General features: G+C 62.7%; 22 protein-coding genes and 1 riboswitch. Of the genes, 13 read left to right on the top strand and 9 right to left on the bottom strand.

What is annotated here, in order from left to right; all coding sequences use genetic code 11:
- Positions 1 to 96 precede the first annotated feature (96 nt).
- A complete protein-coding gene (locus tag APH27_RS08340) occupies positions 97 to 1,002 on the top strand; it encodes a TIGR01777 family oxidoreductase (protein ID WP_060484564.1) in 906 nt (301 codons plus the stop codon).
- A gap of 13 nt (positions 1,003 to 1,015) precedes the next feature.
- Positions 1,016 to 2,029, top strand: coding sequence for a ferrochelatase (gene hemH / locus APH27_RS08335; protein ID WP_060484534.1), 1,014 nt, complete (start codon positions 1,016 to 1,018; stop codon positions 2,027 to 2,029).
- 131 nt (positions 2,030 to 2,160) lie between these two features.
- Here the strand turns inward: hemH and APH27_RS08330 are convergent, their stop codons facing one another.
- Positions 2,161 to 3,435, bottom strand: a complete 1,275-nt coding sequence (locus tag APH27_RS08330) for a uracil-xanthine permease family protein (RefSeq protein ID WP_027918318.1) — start codon at positions 3,433 to 3,435, stop codon at positions 2,161 to 2,163.
- Between the two features lie 2 nt (positions 3,436 to 3,437).
- Complete coding sequence (gene upp / locus APH27_RS08325; RefSeq protein ID WP_012316249.1) at positions 3,438 to 4,076, bottom strand: uracil phosphoribosyltransferase; 639 nt, start codon at positions 4,074 to 4,076, stop codon at positions 3,438 to 3,440.
- 161 nt (positions 4,077 to 4,237) lie between these two features.
- On the opposite strand from upp, the gene APH27_RS08320 reads away from it, so the two are divergent.
- The 4 genes from APH27_RS08320 (at position 4,238) to APH27_RS08305 (ending at position 6,161) form a co-directional block, all read left to right on the top strand.
- Positions 4,238 to 4,795 carry a hypoxanthine-guanine phosphoribosyltransferase gene (locus tag APH27_RS08320; protein ID WP_027918319.1) on the top strand — a complete coding sequence of 186 codons (558 nt, stop codon included), beginning with the start codon at positions 4,238 to 4,240 and terminating at the stop codon, positions 4,793 to 4,795.
- 11 nt (positions 4,796 to 4,806) lie between these two features.
- Complete coding sequence (locus APH27_RS08315) at positions 4,807 to 5,280, top strand: WbuC family cupin fold metalloprotein (protein WP_060484533.1); 474 nt, start codon at positions 4,807 to 4,809, stop codon at positions 5,278 to 5,280.
- 52 nt (positions 5,281 to 5,332) lie between these two features.
- Entirely contained in the window at positions 5,333 to 5,803 is a 471-nt protein-coding gene (locus APH27_RS08310; protein WP_027918321.1) for a hypothetical protein, read from the top strand.
- 67 nt (positions 5,804 to 5,870) lie between these two features.
- Positions 5,871 to 6,161, top strand: coding sequence for a PA4642 family protein (locus APH27_RS08305; RefSeq protein WP_027918322.1), 291 nt, complete (start codon positions 5,871 to 5,873; stop codon positions 6,159 to 6,161).
- A gap of 194 nt (positions 6,162 to 6,355) precedes the next feature.
- Here APH27_RS08305 and mqo read toward each other — a convergent pair whose 3' ends face one another.
- Positions 6,356 to 7,861, bottom strand: coding sequence for a malate dehydrogenase (quinone) (gene mqo / locus APH27_RS08300; RefSeq protein WP_027918323.1), 1,506 nt, complete (start codon positions 7,859 to 7,861; stop codon positions 6,356 to 6,358).
- 604 nt (positions 7,862 to 8,465) lie between these two features.
- Positions 8,466 to 8,699: a hypothetical protein gene (locus APH27_RS08295; RefSeq protein WP_060484532.1), complete on the bottom strand. Its 234-nt coding sequence runs from the start codon at positions 8,697 to 8,699 to the stop codon at positions 8,466 to 8,468.
- Between the two features lie 145 nt (positions 8,700 to 8,844).
- Here APH27_RS08295 and APH27_RS08290 point away from each other — a divergent pair, with 145 nt between their 5' ends.
- Complete coding sequence (locus tag APH27_RS08290) at positions 8,845 to 9,429, top strand: YajG family lipoprotein (protein ID WP_027918325.1); 585 nt, start codon at positions 8,845 to 8,847, stop codon at positions 9,427 to 9,429.
- 69 nt (positions 9,430 to 9,498) lie between these two features.
- On the opposite strand, the gene APH27_RS08285 is transcribed toward APH27_RS08290, so the two are convergent.
- Positions 9,499 to 9,705, bottom strand: coding sequence for a hypothetical protein (locus APH27_RS08285; protein WP_060484531.1), 207 nt, complete (start codon positions 9,703 to 9,705; stop codon positions 9,499 to 9,501).
- A gap of 160 nt (positions 9,706 to 9,865) precedes the next feature.
- On the opposite strand from APH27_RS08285, the gene APH27_RS08280 reads away from it, so the two are divergent.
- Positions 9,866 to 10,126 (top strand): hypothetical protein, encoded by a 261-nt coding sequence (locus APH27_RS08280; protein WP_027918327.1) that lies wholly within the window; start codon positions 9,866 to 9,868, stop codon positions 10,124 to 10,126.
- Positions 10,127 to 10,160: 34 nt separating this feature from the next.
- On the opposite strand, the gene APH27_RS08275 is transcribed toward APH27_RS08280, so the two are convergent.
- Positions 10,161 to 11,330, bottom strand: coding sequence for a 1-acyl-sn-glycerol-3-phosphate acyltransferase (locus tag APH27_RS08275; protein ID WP_082435058.1), 1,170 nt, complete (start codon positions 11,328 to 11,330; stop codon positions 10,161 to 10,163).
- A gap of 123 nt (positions 11,331 to 11,453) precedes the next feature.
- Here APH27_RS08275 and APH27_RS08270 point away from each other — a divergent pair, with 123 nt between their 5' ends.
- From APH27_RS08270 to APH27_RS08255, 4 genes are all read left to right on the top strand, one after another.
- Positions 11,454 to 11,636: a CPXCG motif-containing cysteine-rich protein gene (locus APH27_RS08270; RefSeq protein WP_027918329.1), complete on the top strand. Its 183-nt coding sequence runs from the start codon at positions 11,454 to 11,456 to the stop codon at positions 11,634 to 11,636.
- Positions 11,636 to 11,896: a putative signal transducing protein gene (locus APH27_RS08265; protein WP_027918330.1), complete on the top strand. Its 261-nt coding sequence runs from the start codon at positions 11,636 to 11,638 to the stop codon at positions 11,894 to 11,896. Before APH27_RS08270 ends, APH27_RS08265 begins: the two co-directional genes overlap by 1 nt.
- Positions 11,897 to 11,911: 15 nt before the next feature.
- Positions 11,912 to 12,532, top strand: coding sequence for an SOS response-associated peptidase (locus APH27_RS08260; RefSeq protein WP_060484529.1), 621 nt, complete (start codon positions 11,912 to 11,914; stop codon positions 12,530 to 12,532).
- Between the two features lie 79 nt (positions 12,533 to 12,611).
- Entirely contained in the window at positions 12,612 to 13,427 is an 816-nt protein-coding gene (locus APH27_RS08255; RefSeq protein WP_027918332.1) for a M48 family metallopeptidase, read from the top strand.
- Positions 13,428 to 13,551: 124 nt separating this feature from the next.
- On the opposite strand, the gene APH27_RS08250 is transcribed toward APH27_RS08255, so the two are convergent.
- The 3 genes from APH27_RS08250 to APH27_RS08240 form a co-directional block, all read right to left on the bottom strand.
- Positions 13,552 to 14,133: a TMEM165/GDT1 family protein gene (locus APH27_RS08250; protein ID WP_177326694.1), complete on the bottom strand. Its 582-nt coding sequence runs from the start codon at positions 14,131 to 14,133 to the stop codon at positions 13,552 to 13,554.
- A 91-nt stretch (positions 14,134 to 14,224) separates the two neighbouring features.
- Positions 14,225 to 14,345: riboswitch (yybP-ykoY riboswitch) on the bottom strand.
- Positions 14,346 to 14,384: 39 nt separating this feature from the next.
- Entirely contained in the window at positions 14,385 to 15,383 is a 999-nt protein-coding gene (locus APH27_RS08245) for a class I SAM-dependent methyltransferase (RefSeq protein ID WP_060484528.1), read from the bottom strand.
- A 53-nt stretch (positions 15,384 to 15,436) separates the two neighbouring features.
- A complete protein-coding gene (locus APH27_RS08240) occupies positions 15,437 to 16,402 on the bottom strand; it encodes a 2-hydroxyacid dehydrogenase (protein ID WP_060484527.1) in 966 nt (321 codons plus the stop codon).
- 163 nt (positions 16,403 to 16,565) lie between these two features.
- On the opposite strand from APH27_RS08240, the gene APH27_RS08235 reads away from it, so the two are divergent.
- A complete protein-coding gene (locus APH27_RS08235) occupies positions 16,566 to 18,248 on the top strand; it encodes a fatty acid--CoA ligase (RefSeq protein ID WP_027918336.1) in 1,683 nt (560 codons plus the stop codon).
- The last annotated feature ends 140 nt before the right edge of the window (positions 18,249 to 18,388 follow it).

Genomic DNA, 18,388 nt, shown 5'->3' with positions numbered 1-18,388 from the left:
AGCCATGTTGGCCTATGTTTATCCGAGAGCGATGGGTCTGGAAAAGTGCCTTGTTCTTAAAAATAGACCATGGCCGCACGCTGCGAGGACACAGCCATGCATATATTGCTGACAGGTGGTACCGGGTTGATCGGCCAGCACCTTTGCCAATACTGGCTCGGCAAGGGCCATCGCCTCACCGTGTGGAGCCGGCGCCCTGACCAGGTGCCGCGATTGTGTGGCAGCGGGGTGCGTGGCATAGGCCGGCTGGAGGATCTGGGCGCCGATGAGCAGGTGGATGCGGTGGTCAATCTGGCAGGTGCGCCGATCGCCGATCGGCCGTGGTCGGGCTCGCGGCGCAATCTGTTATGGGCCAGTCGTATCACCCTTACCGAACAGCTGCTGGCCTGGCTGGGCAGCCGTGAACAGCGCCCCGAGGTGCTGATTTCCGGTTCCGCCGTGGGCTGGTATGGCGATGGCGGCGAGCGGGAATTGACCGAGGCCTCGCCGCCGGTTCGCGAAGACTTCGCCAGCCAGTTGTGCATCGCCTGGGAAGAAACCGCCCAGCGCGCACAACAGCTTGGCATTCGCGTGGTGCTGGTGCGCACCGGGCTCGTGCTGGCCAGTGACGGCGGCTTTTTGTCGCGCCTGCGCCTGCCGTTCAAGCTGGGGCTTGGCGGGCCGTTGGGTGATGGCCGGCAGTGGATGCCGTGGGTGCATATCGACGACCAGATCGCTCTGATAGATTTCCTCTTGCAGCACAAGGATGCCAGCGGTCCTTATAATGCCTGCGCGCCAGAACCGGTACGCAACCGCGATTTCGCCAAGGCGCTGGGGCGTGCGCTGCATCGGCCAGCGTTCATGCCGATGCCCGGCTTGCTGCTCAAGGCTGGCCTGGGCGAGCTGTCGACCTTGCTGCTTGGCGGCCAGCGGGCGCGCCCGGTGCGTTTGCTGGCGGCAGGCTTCACCTTCCGCTTCAACGATCTGCAATCGGCGCTGGGCAACTTGTCCAGCCGCCTCTGACATAGGACGCTGCATGACCGATCACGCTCTGTTGCTGGTCAACCTGGGCTCCCCGGCCTCCACCTCGGTGGCCGATGTGCGCCGCTACCTCAACCAGTTCCTCATGGACCCCTACGTGATCGACCTGCCCTGGCCGGTGCGTCGGCTGCTGGTGTCGCTGATCCTGGTCAAGCGCCCGGAGCAGTCGGCGCATGCGTATGCTTCGATCTGGTGGGATGAAGGCTCGCCGCTGGTAGTGCTGACCCGCCGCCTGCAGGCGGCGATGGTCGAGCACTGGCCGCACGGGCCGGTGGAAGTTGCCATGCGCTACGGTGAGCCGGCGCTGCCCGAGGTGCTGGCGCGCCTGGCGGCACAAGGTGTGCGCAAGGTGACCCTGGCGCCACTTTATCCACAGTTTGCCGACAGCACGGTGACCACCGTGGTGGCGCTGGCGCAGCAGAGCGTTGCCGAGCGCCACTTGCCGCTGCAACTGCGGGTGCTGCAACCGTTCTACGACCACCCAGCGTACGTCGAAGCCCTGGTGGCCAGTGCCAGGCCCTATCTGCAGCAGGATTACGACCACCTGCTGCTGAGCTTCCATGGCTTGCCAGAGCGCCATCTGAAGAAGCTCGACCCCACCGGCAAGCATGATTTCCAGGCGGCAGACTGCTGCAAGGACGCCAGCGCCGAGATGCGAGCGGTGTGCTACCGCGGGCAGTGTCTGGCGACGGCCAAGGCCTTTGCGACGAAGATGGGCATCCCCGATGGCAAATGGTCGGTGTCGTTCCAGTCGCGGTTGGGGCGGGCCAAATGGATCGAGCCTTACACCGAGACGCGCCTGGATGAGCTGGCCAAGGCCGGCGTGAAGAAGTTGCTGGTGATGTGCCCGGCGTTCGTTGCCGACTGCATCGAGACGCTGGAAGAGATTGGCATGCGTGGCAGCGAGCAGTTTATCGAGGCGGGCGGCAAGGAGTTGGTGCTGGTGCCGTGCCTGAATGACCACCCGGAGTGGGTGAAGGTGTTGGCGGGGATGTGCGAGAAGGTCTGATTTTTAGTTAATCAGTACCGGCCTCTTCGCGGGTAAACCCGCTCCCACAGATAGGTCACATGCCTTGGGGCAGTGGGGAATCTGTGGGAGCGGGTTTACCCGCGAAGGGGCCGGATCAGGCCAATGCCGGGTCAGTGCTGCTGATCATCCAGCTTCTTGTGCTTCCAGGCATCATTGCCGGGCAGGATCAGGTTCAGCGCGATCGCCACGATGGCGCACAGGGCAATACCCTTCAGGCCCCAGTCGTCCGGGCCGTCGCCACTGCCGACCAACACGCCGCCGATACCAAACACCAGGGTGACAGAAACGATCACCAGGTTGCGCGCTTCGGCCAGGTCGACCTTGTGGCGGATCATGGTATTCATGCCCACCGCCGCGATCGAACCGAACAGCAGGCACAGAATGCCCCCCATCACCGGTACCGGGATGCTCTGCAGCAGCGCGCCGAACTTGCCGATGAAGGCCAGGGTGATGGCGAATACCGCCGCCCAGGTCATGATCTTCGGGTTGTAGTTCTTGGTCAGCATCACCGCGCCGGTCACTTCGGCGTAAGTGGTGTTTGGCGGGCCACCGAACAGGCCAGCTGCGGTGGTGGCCAGGCCGTCACCCAGCAGGGTACGGTGCAGGCCGGGCTTCTTCAGGTAGTCGCGACCGGTTACGCTGCCGACTGCAATCACCCCGCCAATGTGCTCGATCGCCGGCGCCAGGGCGACCGGAACGATGAACAGGATGGCCTGCCAGTTGAAGGCTGGTGCGGTGAAGTTGGGGATTTCCAGCCACGGTGCGGCGGCGATCTTGACGGTGTCGACCACGCCAAAGGCGAACGACAGGGCAAAGCCCACCAGCACGCCGGCAATGATCGGTACCAGGCGGAAGATGCCCTTGCCGAACACGGCCACGATCAGTGTGGTCAACAGCGCTGGCATGGAGATCAGCATTGCCGTCTTGTACGGCAGCAGCACACTGCCGTCACCGGCCTTGCCCATCGCCATGTTGGCAGCGATCGGCGCCATGGCCAGGCCGATGGAAATGATCACCGGGCCGATCACCACGGGTGGCAGCATGCGGTCGATGAAGCCGGTGCCCTTGATCTTCACCATCAGGCCCATGAAGGTGTACACGAAACCTGCAGCCATCACGCCGCCCATGGTCTCGGCCAGGCCGAACTGGCCCTTGGCGAGGATGATCGGGGTGATGAAGGCAAAGCTCGAAGCCAGGAATACCGGTACCTGACGGCCGGTGACCAGCTGGAACAGCAGGGTGCCGATACCGGCGGTGAACAGGGCCACGTTCGGGTCGAGGCCGGTGATCAGCGGCATCAGCACCAGCGCGCCGAATGCCACGAAGAGCATCTGCGCGCCCGAGACGACCTGGCGCCAGAGCGGGTCGTTGAAGCCGTCCTGCATGGTCAGGCGTCCTTCTGCTTGGTGCCGAAGATCTTGTCACCGGCATCGCCCAGGCCTGGGACGATGTAACCATGCTCGTTCAGGCGCTGGTCGATCGAGGCGGTGTAGATCTGTACATCCGGGTGGGCTTTTTCCACCACGTCGATGCCTTCTGGCGCGGCGACCAGCACCATGGCGCGGATCTCCTTGCAACCGGCCTTCTTCAGCAGGTCGATGGTGGCGACCATCGAGCCGCCGGTGGCGAGCATCGGGTCGATGATCAGGGCCAGGCGCTGGTTGATGTCCGGCGCGAGCTTTTCCAGGTAGGTGTGCGCTTCGAGGGTCTCCTCGTTGCGGGCAACACCGACGGCGCTGACCTTGGCGCCCGGGATCAGGCTGAGCACGCCATCGAGCATGCCGATGCCGGCGCGCAGGATCGGTACCACGGTGATCTTCTTGCCGGCGATCTTTTCAACTTGCACCTTGCCGCACCAGCCGTCGATCTCGTAGGTTTCGAGGGGCAGGTCCTGGGTAGCTTCGTAGGTCAGTAGCGCGCCGACTTCCTGGGCGAGTTCGCGAAAATTCTTGGTGCTGATATCGGCACGGCGCATGAGGCCGAGCTTGTGGCGGATCAGCGGATGGCGGATCTCACGAGTAGGCATGGGGGGCTCCGAAAGGCGGGCAAAAAAACCGCGCTAGATTAATCTATTCAGCCATTGCTGTCGTGTAGTCCTTTTGCACGTTAGTCCATAAATGCTTGATCTGTGACGAGCGGATGCGTACCTTTGCCCGCTTTTCCAAAATGCCCCCCCTGGAGAGCGCCATGTCCGCCGATCTCGAGCACATCCGTCACGTCATGCGCGAGGCAGACTGCCTTTACAACGAAGCTGAAGTCGAAGCGGCCATCGCCAAGGTCGGCGAGCAGATCTGCAAGGATCTGCACGATACCAACCCCGTGGTGTTCTGCGTGATGAACGGCGGCCTGATCTTCGCCGGCAAACTGCTGACCCACCTGCAGTTCCCGCTGGAGGTCTCGTACATCCATGCAACCCGTTACCGCAACCAGACCAGTGGTGGCGAGTTGTTCTGGAAGGCCAAGCCGGAAGTGTCGTTCATCGACCGTGACGTGCTGATCGTCGATGACATCCTGGACGAGGGCCACACCCTTAGCGCCATCATCGAGTTCTGCAAGCATGCCGGTGCGCGCGCGGTACACACCGCCGTACTGATCGACAAAGACCACGACCGCAAGGCCAGCCCGGGCCTGAAGGCCAGCTATGCCGGCCTGCCATGCATCGATCGCTATATCTTCGGTTACGGAATGGACTATAAAGGCTACTGGCGTAACGCTAACGGCATTTTCGCGGTCAAGGGACTGTAAGGATAGTAACCATGAGTCAGCCTGCATTTATCGATCAAGCATTGTTTACCGGGCTGGCGCAAAAAGCCGCCGATGCTCCACGTCTGCGGCACCATCACAACTTCCATGAGATGGAAGACCCTTGCCATCGCCTGGCGATCGGCCTGCAGCCATCGACCTACATCGCCCCGCACCGGCACCTGAGTGACGACAAGGCCGAAACCTTACTCGCGCTCAAAGGCCGCATCGGCCTCTTGCTGTTCGATGAGCAGGGCGCGCTGGTCAGTACACGCATTCTTGAAGCCGGAGGCGAGTGCATGGGTGTAGACCTGCCGCCTGGCGTCTACCATGGCCTGGTGGCACTCGAGCCCGACACCATCATGTTCGAGTGCAAGGCCGGCCCATACCGCCAGTTGGCCGAGGGTGAGCATGCGCCATGGGCGCCACGTGAGGGTGAGGCCGGCGTGGCTGAATACCAGGCCTGGATGCTCGCGCAGTTCGCTTGAGATCTGCTGTTGCCAGCGTGCTAGAGTGCTCCTTCATGCCAAGGAGCCTCACATGCGTGCGATTCTTCCCCTGCTGCTGGCGGTGAGCTTGCCCATCGCCGCCGCACCGCTGCACAGCCAGTTCCTCCCGCCCGATGACCAGTCCCTGCGCCAGGAAGCACCGACCGGCCAGCAACTGCTGCAAGTCACCGACTACTCGGTGGTTGTAGGGGCCCAGCGCCAGTCTGACCAGCAACCGATCCCGATCACCGCTTCGCTGCAGATGCGCCTCAAAGGCAAGCCGCTGAGCAAGGGCGCGACAATCGGCCAGGTGCTGCTCAACTTCGACGGGGAGGCTGGCAAAAGCCTGAAGAAACCGGTGTACGACGACAAGACCCGAACCTTGAGCCTGAATTACCCGGTCAGCGATTATCGGGTGATCATGGACCTGCTGCGTAACGAGACGGTCTATGTGCAGTTCCTGACCTACGCCAACGGCCATATCTGGGCCGACCTGCACACCGGCACCGTACGTTCGCGTTGAGGCGTGCCGCCTGTGGGGGGTACACTGCCGGCCTTCGAAATTCCATGATGGTCAGTTGGAGCCGGCAATGCGCAAAGACAAGAAGCAGGTGATTGGTGACGAAATCAGCGACGACTACATCAAGTCGTTCCTACAGTTTGAGCCGGCCGATGGCGTGACCTCGCCTTCGCACCACAAGCTGATCAAAGGCTACCGCGGCCTGCGTGTCGATGACTTCGAGCGCTTCGTAGGCTTCTTCGTCGAAGCCGGCCTGGACCTGGATGGCAAGGACGAGCACGGCAAGACTTTCGTTGAAGTGATCGCCGACCAGCGCAACGCTCCGGAATACGTCGAGATCATCGCCAAGGCCCGCGGCTGATCCGCAGGCTTGTCCCGGCCTCTTCGCGGCGGTTCGACGCTTCGATGAACCCGCTCCCACAGCAATTGCGCCGCCCTCGAGAGCAGCGCAGTCTCTGTGGGGGCGGGTTTACCCGCTAAAGGGCCGGCACAGGCTGATAGAGATTTCAGGCACAAAAAAACGCCCCGAGGGGCGTTTTTTCGTTTCAGGCCGGCTTAGGCGTAATGCTTGGCCGGGCTATCTTCCACCAGTTCCAGCGCCGCATCGTTGTCGGCACTGATCTTGCGGTACAGGGCGGCATCGGCGGCCAGGGCCTTCTCGCGAGCCGGGAAGATTTCCTTGAGCTTGGCAGCCCAGGCACCTTTGGCCTGCTCGGGGAAGCAGCGCTCGATCAGTTCAAGCATGATCGACACGGTCACCGAAGCACCCGGCGAAGCGCCGAGCAGTGCCGCCAGGCTGCCGTCCTGTGCCGAGACCAGCTCGGTACCGAACTGCAGGATGCCGCCTTTCTTCGGGTCCTTCTTGATGATCTGCACGCGCTGGCCGGCCACTTCCAGACGCCAGTCTTCGGCTTTGGCTTGTGGGTAGAAGCGGCGCAGCGATTCCAGGCGCTGCTCCATCGACTGCATCACTTCGCTGACCAGGTACTTGGTCAGGTCCATGTTGTCGCGGGCCACAGCCAGCATCGGGCCAATGTTGCCCATGCGTACCGACAGCGGCAGGTCCATCAGCGAGCCATGCTTGAGGAACTTGGTGGTAAAGCCGGCGTAGGGGCCGAACAGCAGCGAAGTCTTGCCGTCCACCACGCGGGTGTCCAGGTGCGGCACCGACATCGGCGGTGCGCCGACGGCAGCCTGGCTGTACACCTTGGCCTGGTGCTGCTTGACGATTTCCGGGTTGTCGCAACGCAGCCACTGGCCGCTGACCGGGAAGCCGCCGAAGCCTTTGCTTTCCGGGATGCCGGACAGTTGCAGCAGCGGCAGGGCGGCGCCGCCAGCGCCGAGGAAGACGAAGCGGGCGTCGACTTCGCGGGCACCGCCGCTGTTGACGTCCTTGATGCTCACGGTCCAGCCGCTGCCTTTACGGCGCAGGCCGACGACTTTCTTGCTGTACTTGACCTGCGCGTCGGCGCTGTCGCCCAGCACTTTGAGCAGCTTGTTGGTCAGAGCGCCGAAGTTGACGTCGGTGCCTTTGGCCACGCGGGTTGCAGCGATGCGCTGGTCGGCTGGGCGGCCTGGCATCATCAGCGGCATCCACTCGTTCATCACGGCCTTGTCTTCGGTGTATTCCATCTCGGAGAAGGCGTGGTGCTGCTTGAGCAGCTCGAAGCGCTTCTTGAGGAAGGACACGCCCTTGTCACCTTCGACATAGCTCAGGTGCGGGACCGGGTTGATGAAAGCACGTGCCGAGCCGAAGGTGCTCTTCTTGCTCAGGTAAGCCCAGAACTGGCGCGAGACCTCGAACTGGGTGTTGATGTGCACGGCCTTCTTGATGTCGATGCTGCCATCGGCGGCCTGGGGCGTGTAGTTCAGCTCGCACAGGCCGGCGTGGCCGGTACCTGCGTTGTTCCAGGGGTTGGAGCTTTCCGCGGCTCCGGAGTCCATTGCCTCGACGACCTCAAGCTTCAGGGTCGGGTCAAGCTCCTTGAGCAGTACGGCCAGGGTGGCACTCATGATGCCCGCGCCTACCAGTACCACATCAACCGATTCGTTCTGCGCCATTTAACGCGTCTCCACAATCTACAGCTACCTAATTGACAGCATAGGACCACTGGGGTTGCCAGGATCGCCATGTCCGACTCTTCGCAGTTCTTGCCACTTCCGCGGACACCGCCAATCAGTCTTTGGGTTGCGATATTGAACCCTGATTGCCACGGGTGCGGCAATTCGACTTATGGTCAAGGTGTCGTGCGTGCGCTATGGAACGACCTCAGGCACTCATCCGAAATGAGCGCTTCAGCCGCCTGTTCAGGGCTGTTCGGGACACATCTGCCGCTTTTGCACATGCCAGACTGTTCATTTGCTCGCCACACTCTTGTGAAGTAGTGAAAACCGTTTTTTCACGCTCTTTTGGAGTCGTGAACCTCAAAAGGGGACTGCGCGATGGCAACCCGCAGGTTCATGCAGTGCGAAGGGCCGGAAAAGCAGGCACGACAGCCGATGCAAGACCTGAGTGGAAGGCTCTCTGTGGGCGAAGCGGGTGAAGGTGCCGGGGTCAATCGGCAAATGCGGGGCCCGATCAGGAGACGTCCTTATAATCGGGGGGAGATTATAACGATGTCGCGGGCAGAAAGGTCGTTATTCGTGGTTTTTATTGCAGCGTTTGTCAGGCCGCGAGGATGCGCTGGTGCCAGCGGCGGCTTGCAGAAGCGCAAACCCGGGCTTCGGCGGGCAGCTCACGGCCCAGCCAGGCGAGCTGGATTTCACTGATACGCACCCATCCGCTGCCGCTTGGTGCCTGGTTGCACTGCTTGAAAGCCAGGCATTTGCCGTCGGCGTCGAGGCGTGCATAGGCATTGTGGCGCGGGCGTTGGCCGAGCAGTGTCCAGAGCGAAGCCATGGCGGTGCGTCCTGTGCGTTGGGGCTTGGCGCAAGGATAAGGGCGTGGCCATGAAACGATTGTGACAAGCGGGCCGGACCGATGACTGGTTTGTGCCTGGCTGGGTATACTGTGGGCCTTTGCCGTATTTTCTGGAGAAACGCGCATGTTGCAACGTCTGTTGTTCGGTTTGATCGCCGTGGCCAGCCTCAGCCTGGTCGGTTGTGCCCACAGCCCGCAACAACTCAGCCCGCAACCCACGCTCAAGGCTCAGCTCGCTCCTGTCGGCCACGGCCAGCCGGTGGTGGTCAAGGTGGTCGATGGGCGGGCTTCGCAGTCCCTGGGCACCCGCGGTGGCATGTACCCCGAGACCAGCACCATCAGCGTCAGTGGCAATGATGTCGTGCCCAAGCTGCAGGCCCAGGCCGAAGCCGCCGTGCGCCTGCTCGGCTTCACCCCGACGCCGAACGCCTACAACGCACCGCAACTGACCGTGACCCTGGCCGAGCTGAAGTACCAGTCGCCGAAGGACAAGCTGTACGTGACCGAAGCTACCATCGGCGCCACCTTCCGAGCCGATGTGGCGAATGCCAACCGCCGTTACAGCGGCCGTTACGGTGCTTCGCTGGACCAACGCTTCGGCATGGCGCCGAACCAGGAAACCAACACCACCCTGGTAAGTGATGTACTGAGTGATGCGCTGACCCGCCTGTTCAAGGACCCGACCATCGGTCAGGTGCTGGGCGAATAAGTCTTCCGCCGCAATGAAAAACCCGCTACCTGAGCGCCAGGTAGCGGGTTTTTTGTTGTCGGTACCGAACTAGGCGGCTTCTATGTGGAAGTCCAGCAAGCTGACACCCGTGCTGGCATCCACCTCGGGCAGGTCCTCGTGCACATGGCCACCCAGTGCGCAGTAGACCAGCCACTGGCGGTCCTGGACATTGATGGCAAAACCATCGATCAACGCCTGTTGCTCATCACTTTGAGCCACGAGATAGAGGCGGTCCTGGTTTTCGGCGTGCAGCATCAACAAGCTCCGGTTCGGGAAAAGGCCGATAGAGTGGCCTGCCCTGATGACGAGAGCGTGACAGATGAAATTAAGTGACACTTTGTCGCCAAGACCGGGCGGGTTGGTCGCACTTCGGTAGAATGCCGGGCTTCGCTGTGGCTATGACCGAGGTTGCGTGATGTCCTTGCAAGTGCTCTGGGGGTTTCTTTCCGCCCACCCGACCAAGCTGATCAATCTGCTGGCGCTGTTGTTGACCTGCCCAGGCGGGCTGCTGCTGCAGAATGCGCGGCGGCGTGAGGCGATCAGCCGCGAAAGTTTGGCGTTGGAAGAGGGGCCAGTGGATACATTCGACCAGCGTGTGCCGCGCTACTACTACATCCTCGGGTTTTCGTGCCTGGCCATGGCCCTGCTGCTGTCCTGGTTCAGCACCTGGATCTGAAATGCCTGGGGCTGCAAAGCAGCCCCAAATTCGGTCAGGCAACCGGCGCCTGCTGCTTGACCTGATATTGGTTGCGCACCGGCGTCGCATACTGCAACACCAGATACGGCCGCTGTTCCTCAGGGCAGGCGTCCAGGCGGCGTTGCCATTCTTCCCTGGCCTTGGCCAGTTCTTCAGCCGGGAACACCTGCTCGGCACTCGGCACCTGCAGTGCCTCGTCCTTCTCGCTCCACATCCCATAGGCCAGGTAATGCACCGGGAACAGGCGGTAGCCGCCGAGGATCTGCCGGTCGGTTTCCTGTGCCAGCTGCTTGGTGTCCTCGTAGTACTCGGTTACCGGTGGCGCGAAGTTGATGTGCACCCGGCCCTTGTAGCCAGTGATGCCCTTGGCGATGCTGTTGTCGTCCTCGCCCGGCGCTTTCTTGTAGGTGCCGGTGGTGGCGCGGATGTACAGCTCGCGGGCCTTGGCCTGGTCGCACGGGTCGTATTCGTAGCTGATCGACACCGGGATCAGGTTCAGGCTCTGGATCACCGCGCCGAACGGCTCATCCTTGCGGCTCATGTGGAACATCTTGAGGATCGCCGAATCGGTACGGTCGTCACCGTCCTTGGCGCGGCCTTCGGCCTGGGCGATCCAGATCGACGTGCCGTCATTGCGGATCGAGTGGTTGATGTAGGCCGAGAGCAACTGGTAGGCCGCGAGCTTTTCGCGGCGGCCACTGATCGAGCGGTGCACGATGAAGCTCTTGTTCAGGCGCATCATGTCGCTGACGAACGGCTTCTGCAGCAGGTTGTCGCCGATGGCGATGCGGGGTGTCGGCAGGCCGGCGTGGTACACCGCGTAGTTGACGAAGGCCGGGTCCATGACGATGTCGCGGTGGTTGGCCAGGAACAGATAGGCCGTGCCCGACTTGAGCTGTTCGACGCCAGAATAGGTGACGCCGTCGGTGGCACGTTCGATGGTCTGGTCGACGTAGTACTCGACTTTGTCCTGCAGGGTCGACACGCAGGTGACGCCGGCGAATTCCTTGCGCAGGCGCCGGGCGATCAGCGGCTTGAGCAACCAGCCGAGGGCACCAGCGGTACGTGGGAATTTGAAGTGGGTGAGGATATCGAGGAATGCCGGGTCGCTGAGCAGGCGTGCCAGAACGGCAGGGACCTCAGCGTCGTCGTACGGTCGGATGGCATCGAATTCGCCCATCATGCTCTCTTGTTGGAAACGGCTAGGGTAATAAGGTAAGGGGTGGGGCCCGAAAAACGGCTCGGGCACACTCAAGCCCTGTAAACAGACCGGCAATTATACGCACAAGTCACCTCGGAGGCCGCGATGCTCGAACAAGCGTTCTACGATTGCCCTTATTGTGGCGAGGAAGTCGAAACCACAGTGGACCTGTCCGGGGGGGACCAGGAGTACATCGAGGACTGCCAGGTGTGCTGCAAGCCTATCCGCTTTGTGCTGCAGGTTCATGGCGACGAATGGATGCTGGATGTCTACGGTGAGAACGACTGATGCGGCGGATCTACGAACCTGAAAACCTGCTGGAAGCTGAAATGTTGCTGGGCATGCTCGCCAGCGAGGGCATTCAAGTGCACCTGGCCGGTCGCGACCTGATGGGTGCTGCCGGCGAATTGCCGTTGCAGGGCCTGCTCGGGCTTGCGGTGCCCGACGAGCAGGCCGAGTACGCACGGCAACTGATCGATGCGTACAATGGTGCCCAGCCGCTTGCCGGCGACGAGCCGGAGAGTCATCCCGGTACCTTGATCTGCTAGGTTCTGAAATCGCCCATGTGTGGACGTTACGCCCTGTTTCGCTGGCCCCAGGCGCTGGCCAGCCTGCCGGGCTTCCCTGCCGGCCAGCCGGCCCAATGGAATATCGCGCCCGGTGCCTCGGTGCTGATCCAGCGCCAGCTCGATGGCCAGCAGCAACTGGCCAAGGCGCGCTGGGGGCTGACCCCGGCCTGGCTCACCGACCTTTCCCGCACCCCCGCCCATGCCCGGGCCGAGACCTTGGTCGAGCAGCCGATGTTCCGCGAAGCGTTTCGTCTGCGCCGTTGCCTGATGCCGGCTAACGGTTTTTACGAGTGGCGCGGTTCGGTGCGTAAGCGGCCTTACTGGCTGACGCCGGGGGAGGGCGCATCGTTGTATTTTGCCGCCGTGTGGGAAGCCTATCCGGTGCAGGACCAGGTGTGGCTGAGCTGCGCGGTGGTGACCCAGGCCGCGATGAATCAGCGCCGGCCGTTGATTCTCGACGAGGCCGGCCAAGCCGCCTGGCTGGACCCGGACACACCGCTGGCGCGCCTGCATGAGCTGCTCGCCAGCCCGCCGGCGACACTGCGTGAGCGGGCCCTGGCGAATTTCGTCAACGACCCGAAACTGGACGCGCCGGAGTGCCTTACACCGGCTTAGGTAAAATCTTCCCTGCGGCTATGGCGGGGTACGGGTGACTCGGCCTAGGATACGGCGCATGTAAAAAGGGAGTGTTTTCATGCGTAAGTCTTTTGTCGTCAGCCTGTTGAGTGCTGGCATCCTGCTGGCTGGCTGCCAGGCGGTGAATACCACCAGTGGCGGTGCTGTCGGCGTCCAGCGTCAGCAATACATGTTCAGCATGCTTTCGACCGATGAGGTCAACCAGATGTACGCCCAGTCGTACCAGCAGACCCTCGGTGAGGCGTCGAGCAAGGGCGTGCTCGACAAATCCAGTGCTGACGCCAAGCGCGTGCAGGCCATCGCCAGCCGGCTGATCGCCCAGGCGCCGCAGTTCCGCCCTGATGCCGCGCAATGGAACTGGGAAGTCAACGTCATCAAGAGTGACGAGCTCAATGCCAACTGCGGGCCGGGCGGCAAGATCATCGTATACACCGGGCTGATCGATCAGCTCAAGCTCACCGATGCGGAAATTGCCGCTGTGGTCGGGCACGAAATCGCCCACGCCTTGCGCGAGCACAGCCGCGAAGCGATGTCCAAGGCCTATGGCGTAGAGATGGCGCGCCAGGGCGCGGGTGCATTGTTTGGCCTTGGCCAGAACAGCATGGCCATGGCCGACACCGTGGTGAACTACGCCATGACCTTGCCCAACAGCCGCGCCAACGAGAACGAGGCCGACCTGATCGGCCTTGAGCTGTCGGCGCGTGCCGGCTACGACCCAAATGCCGCGATCACCTTGTGGAACAAGATGAGCAAGGCTTCGGAAGGTGCGCCGCCTGAGTTCATGAGCACTCACCCGGCGTCGAGCAGCCGGATTGCCTCGTTGCAGGCAGCCATTCCGAAGGTGATGCCGCTGTACGAAGCGGCCAAGAAGTAAGCTCGCTGGGGCTGCTTTGCAGCCCTTCGCGACACAAGGCCGCTCCTACAAGAGAATGCAATAACCTGTAGGGGCGGCCTTGTGTCGCGAAAAGGGCGCGAAGCGCCCGCTGCTTTCAACTTTTTTATCCCACCCAGCCGCTGGTCTTCATCGCCGAGTACACGGCCACGATCGCCAGCACGAAGAACGCGGCAGCTGCCAGGCGACGGATCAGCGTCAGTGGCAGTTTCTCAGCGGCGAAGTTACCCGCCAGCACCACCGGCACGTTGGCAATCAGCATGCCCAAGGTGGTCCCGAGGATGACCAGGATCAGGTGCGGATACTGGGCAGCCAGCATCACCGTGGCGACCTGGGTCTTGTCACCGATCTCGGCCAGGAAGAAGGCGATCAGCGTGGTCAGGAACGGGCCGAAGCGGCGTGCCGGGTTCTCGTCATCGTCCATCTTGTCGGGTACCAAGGTCCACAGCGCAGTGGCGGTGAAGCTTGCGGCAAGCACCCAGTGCAGCACCGACTCGGTGAAGAAACTGCCGACCCAGGCACCCACTGCACCGGCGGCCGCATGGTTGGCCAGGGTGGCGGCGATGATGCCGGCGATGATTGGCCAAGGCTTGCGGAAGCGTGCGGCGAGGATGAGTGCGAGCAATTGCGTCTTGTCGCCGATTTCAGCCAAGGCAACGATTGCGGTGGGGACCAACAGAGATTCCAGCATCAGGATTCCTACGGGGGCGGGTCGACACGGCTATGACACGTACAGCCTCCCCGCCCCGGGTAAGGTGTGCGTGTCATAGGTCTTGTCAAACCCCGGACCTGTCTGTGCAGGTCGCTGGGTCGCACGCGCCATGGCCTGTGGGCCAAGTATGTTGACGCGTACCGGGCGAGCAGGGCGCTCGCGGGAGACTACTCCCCTAGGACGGTGCGGATTCTGCCTAGCCGAATCGGTTTCGGCAAGCCCTGTTTTTATCCGCGTGTGGCGCGATAGATACGGAAGCCATCGGCCTCGGCGCAGGTCTGGCAGTTGCCAAGGGCGCCCTCGATCAATGGCTGATAGCGCAGGAAGCTATTCGCTACAAGGCGCATTTCTCCACCTTTTCGCAGATGTTGGCCGGATTTTTTCAGCAGGTTCTCCGACGCCTGGTAATTGGTGTGCACCCCGGTGTGGAACGGTGGGTTGCTCAGGATCAGGCTCAGGTCGGTGGGCGCGGCATCGATGCCATCGCCACTGATGACCTCGCCCTCAAGGCTGTTGGCCGCCAGTGTCAGGCGGCTGGCTGCGACGGCAAAGGCGTCGACATCCAGCAGCGTGACCCGGCTGTGTGGGTAACGTCGTTTTACTGTGGCACCCAGCACGCCAGCACCACAGCCGAAATCGAGCACGTGACCGACCGGCAGGTTGTCCAGGTGCTTGAGCAGCAGGGCGGTGCCGCGGTCAAGGCGGCCGTGGCTGAACACCCCTGGCAGGCTCACCACCTGCAGTGGGCCGTCTTCGAGGTCGAGCGTGAAGCGCTCGGCCAGGCTTTCCAGTGGTTTGGCTTGTGGGGCGTTGTCCACGGTCACCTGCCACAGCTGGCAATGCCGTGCGCTATCGAGCTTGCGTGGTTTGCCGAACGCCTGCAGCTGCTTGGCTGCGCCTTCGATGCCGCCACGCTTTTCCCCCACCAGGTACAGCTCTCGGCCGGCCAGGCGTGAGGCCAGGGCATTGAGCAGGTAAGCCGCCAGTTCGCGCGACTTGGGCAGGAACAGCACGGCCGCCTCGAAAGCCACCGGCGGCACGTCGACACCATAGTGGCTGCGCCCGGCGAAGCGGCTGTCGAGCATGGCCTGGTCACCGGCATGCCAGGCCCAGCCATGGGCCCGGGGCAGTTGCCCAAGCAGGCCGTCGGCGGGGGCGCCAGCGAGCAGCAGCGGGCCCTGGAACAGCTCTGCCTGGCGGAGCAATACTTCACTGCGCGGGTCCATGGACGACGCCTCCTGAAAAAAGTGGCGCAGTGTAGCAGAGCCGGGCTCTTGACTCAGCTGACCACGCGGCGGGGCTGGCCTTTGAAGAAAGCCTCGGCGTTTTCGCTGAGCTGGCCGACGATGCGCTGGCGCGACTCCACCGCGCCCCAGGCGCTGTGCGGGGTAATCAGCAGGCGCGGGATGTCCTTTTCCAGCAGCGGGTTGCCATTGACCGGCGGCTCGACGCTCAGCACATCGGTGGCGGCGCCGCCCAGGTGGCCATTGCGCAAGGCGTCGGCCAAGGCCTGTTCGTCGATCAGGCCGCCACGGGCGGTGTTGACCACCAGCGCGCCTTTTTTCAGCAGCGCCAGTTCGCGGGCGCCGATCATGTGCCGGGTGTGCTCGTTGAGTGGGCAGTGCAGGGTCAGCGCGTCGACCTGCGGCAGCAGTTGGTCCAGCGCCAGGCGGTCATCACGGGCCGGGCGGCCAGGGATCTGCCCGCTCAGCACGCGCATGCCGAAGGCTTCGGCCAGGCGTGCCACTGCGCCACCCAGTTCGCCATGGCCGAGCAGGCCGAGGGTCTTGCCTTCCAGTTCGACAATCGGGAAATCGAGCAGGCAGAACTGGCTGGCCTTGGCCCACTGGCCGTCTGCCACCGCCTGGTTGTAGTCGCACAGGCGCGTGGCCAGGGCCAGCAGCAGGGCGAGGGTGTGCTGGGCTACCGATGGCGTGCCATAACCCTGGCAGTTGCAGACGGTGATGCCCTGGGCGCGGGCAGCGGCCAGGTCGACATTGTTGGTGCCGGTCGCGGCCACCAGGATCAGCTTCAGCTGCGGGTTGGCGGCCAGTGCGGCGGCATCGAGCATGACCTTGTTGCTGACCACCGCGACAGCGCCCTGCAGGCGTTCGGCGACCTGCTCCGGGCGGGTGGCGGCAAACAGCTCGAATTCGTCGAACTGCTGCTGCAACGGCGACAGGTCGAGGTCGCCAAGGTCCAGGGATTGGTGATCGAGAAACACGGCACGGCGCAAGCTGGGCATCACGGGAAGCTCCGGTGGCAGGGCAGGGGTTGATCCATCAACCCGCACAATGCCACTCATACCTTGCACCGCCAAATCATTCCTTCGGCTGATTTGACCGTCACATTGAGCTACTACAGTAGATCCAGACTTGTTCGGCATGCTTTTCAGAAAAGGGATCACCATGTTGCAGACCCGCATCATCAAGCCCGCCGAGGGCGCCTATACCTTCCCTCTGTTGATCAAGCGCCTGCTGATGTCCGGCAGCCGCTACGAAAAGACCCGCGAGATCGTCTATCGCGATCAGCTGCGCCTGACTTATCCGCAGCTGAACGAGCGTATCGCCCGCCTCGCCAACGTGCTCACCGAAGCCGGGGTCAAGGCGGGTGACACTGTGGCGGTGATGGACTGGGACAGCCACCGTTACCTGGAGTGCATGTTCGCCATCCCGATGATCGGCGCGGTGGTGCACACCATCAACGTGCGTCTCTCGCCCGAGCAGATCCTCTACACCATGAACCACGCCGAAGACCGCTTCGTGCTGGTCAACAGCGATTTCGTCGGCCTCTATCAGGCCATTGCCGGGCAGCTGACCACGGTCGACAAGACCGTGCTGATCACCGATGGCCCGGACAAGACTGCCGAGCTGCCGAACCTGATCGGCGAATACGAGCAACTGCTCGCCGCTGCAAGCCCGCGCTACGACTTCCCGGATTTTGACGAGAACTCGGTGGCCACCACCTTCTACACCACCGGCACCACCGGCAACCCCAAGGGTGTCTACTTCACCCACCGCCAGCTGGTGCTGCATACCCTGGCCGAAGCCGCGGTGACCGGCAGCATCGACAGCGTGCGCCTGCTTGGCAGCAACGACGTGTACATGCCGATCACGCCAATGTTCCACGTGCATGCCTGGGGCATCCCCTATGCGGCCACCATGCTTGGCATGAAGCAGGTCTACCCGGGCCGCTACGAGCCGGACATGCTGGTCAAGCTGTGGCGCGAAGAGAAGGTCACTTTTTCACACTGTGTGCCGACCATTTTGCAGATGCTGCTCAACTGCCCGTCCTCCCAGGGCGAGAACTTCGCTGGCTGGAAGATCATCATCGGCGGCAGCGCGCTCAACCGGGCGTTGTACGAAGCGGCGTTGGCCCGGGGTATCCAGCTGACGGCGGCGTACGGCATGTCGGAGACCTGCCCACTGATTTCCGCCGCGCACCTGAATGACGAGCTGCAGGCCGGCAGCGAGGATGAGCGCGTCACCTATCGCATCAAGGCCGGTGTGCCGGTGCCGCTGGTGGAAGCGGCGATCGTCGATGGCGATGGCAAATTCCTGCCGGCCGATGGCGAGACCCAGGGCGAACTGGTGCTGCGTGCGCCATGGCTGACCATGGGGTACTTCAAGGAGCCGGAAAAGAGCGAGGAGCTGTGGCAGGGTGGCTGGCTGCACACCGGTGACGTCGCCACCCTCGACGGCATGGGCTACATCGACATCCGCGACCGCATCAAGGACGTGATCAAGACCGGCGGCGAGTGGATCTCCTCGCTCGACCTCGAAGACCTGATCAGCCGTCATCCGGCCGTGCGCGAAGTGGCAGTGGTAGGGGTAGCCGACCCGCAATGGGGCGAGCGCCCGTTCGCCCTGCTGGTGGTGCGTGACGACAAGGCGATCGATGCCAAGGCGCTCAAGGAGCACCTCAAGCCATTCGTCGAGGAAGGGCACATCAACAAATGGGCCATTCCAAGCCAGATCGCCATTGTTACTGAAATTCCCAAGACGAGCGTCGGCAAGCTCGACAAGAAGCGCATCCGCCAGGACATCGTGCAGTGGCAGGCCAGTAACAGTGCCTTCCTGTCTACCTTGTAGGCACGCCGCGGGCTGCGCACGACACAGTGCGGCCCGCATGCTAGACAGGTTCAAACCTTGCCAAACGAAAAATATCGGCCATGCTTCAGCACGGCCAATGCGCTGCCCGGGAAACGCCGGGGCAATTTGGCAGCTGGTGC

This window comes from Pseudomonas sp. NBRC 111123, assembly GCF_001320205.1.
Classification (GTDB): domain Bacteria; phylum Pseudomonadota; class Gammaproteobacteria; order Pseudomonadales; family Pseudomonadaceae; genus Aquipseudomonas; species Aquipseudomonas putida_J.
Note: the sequence above shows the minus strand (reverse complement) of the source record. Positions and strands in the feature narration are given on the sequence as shown.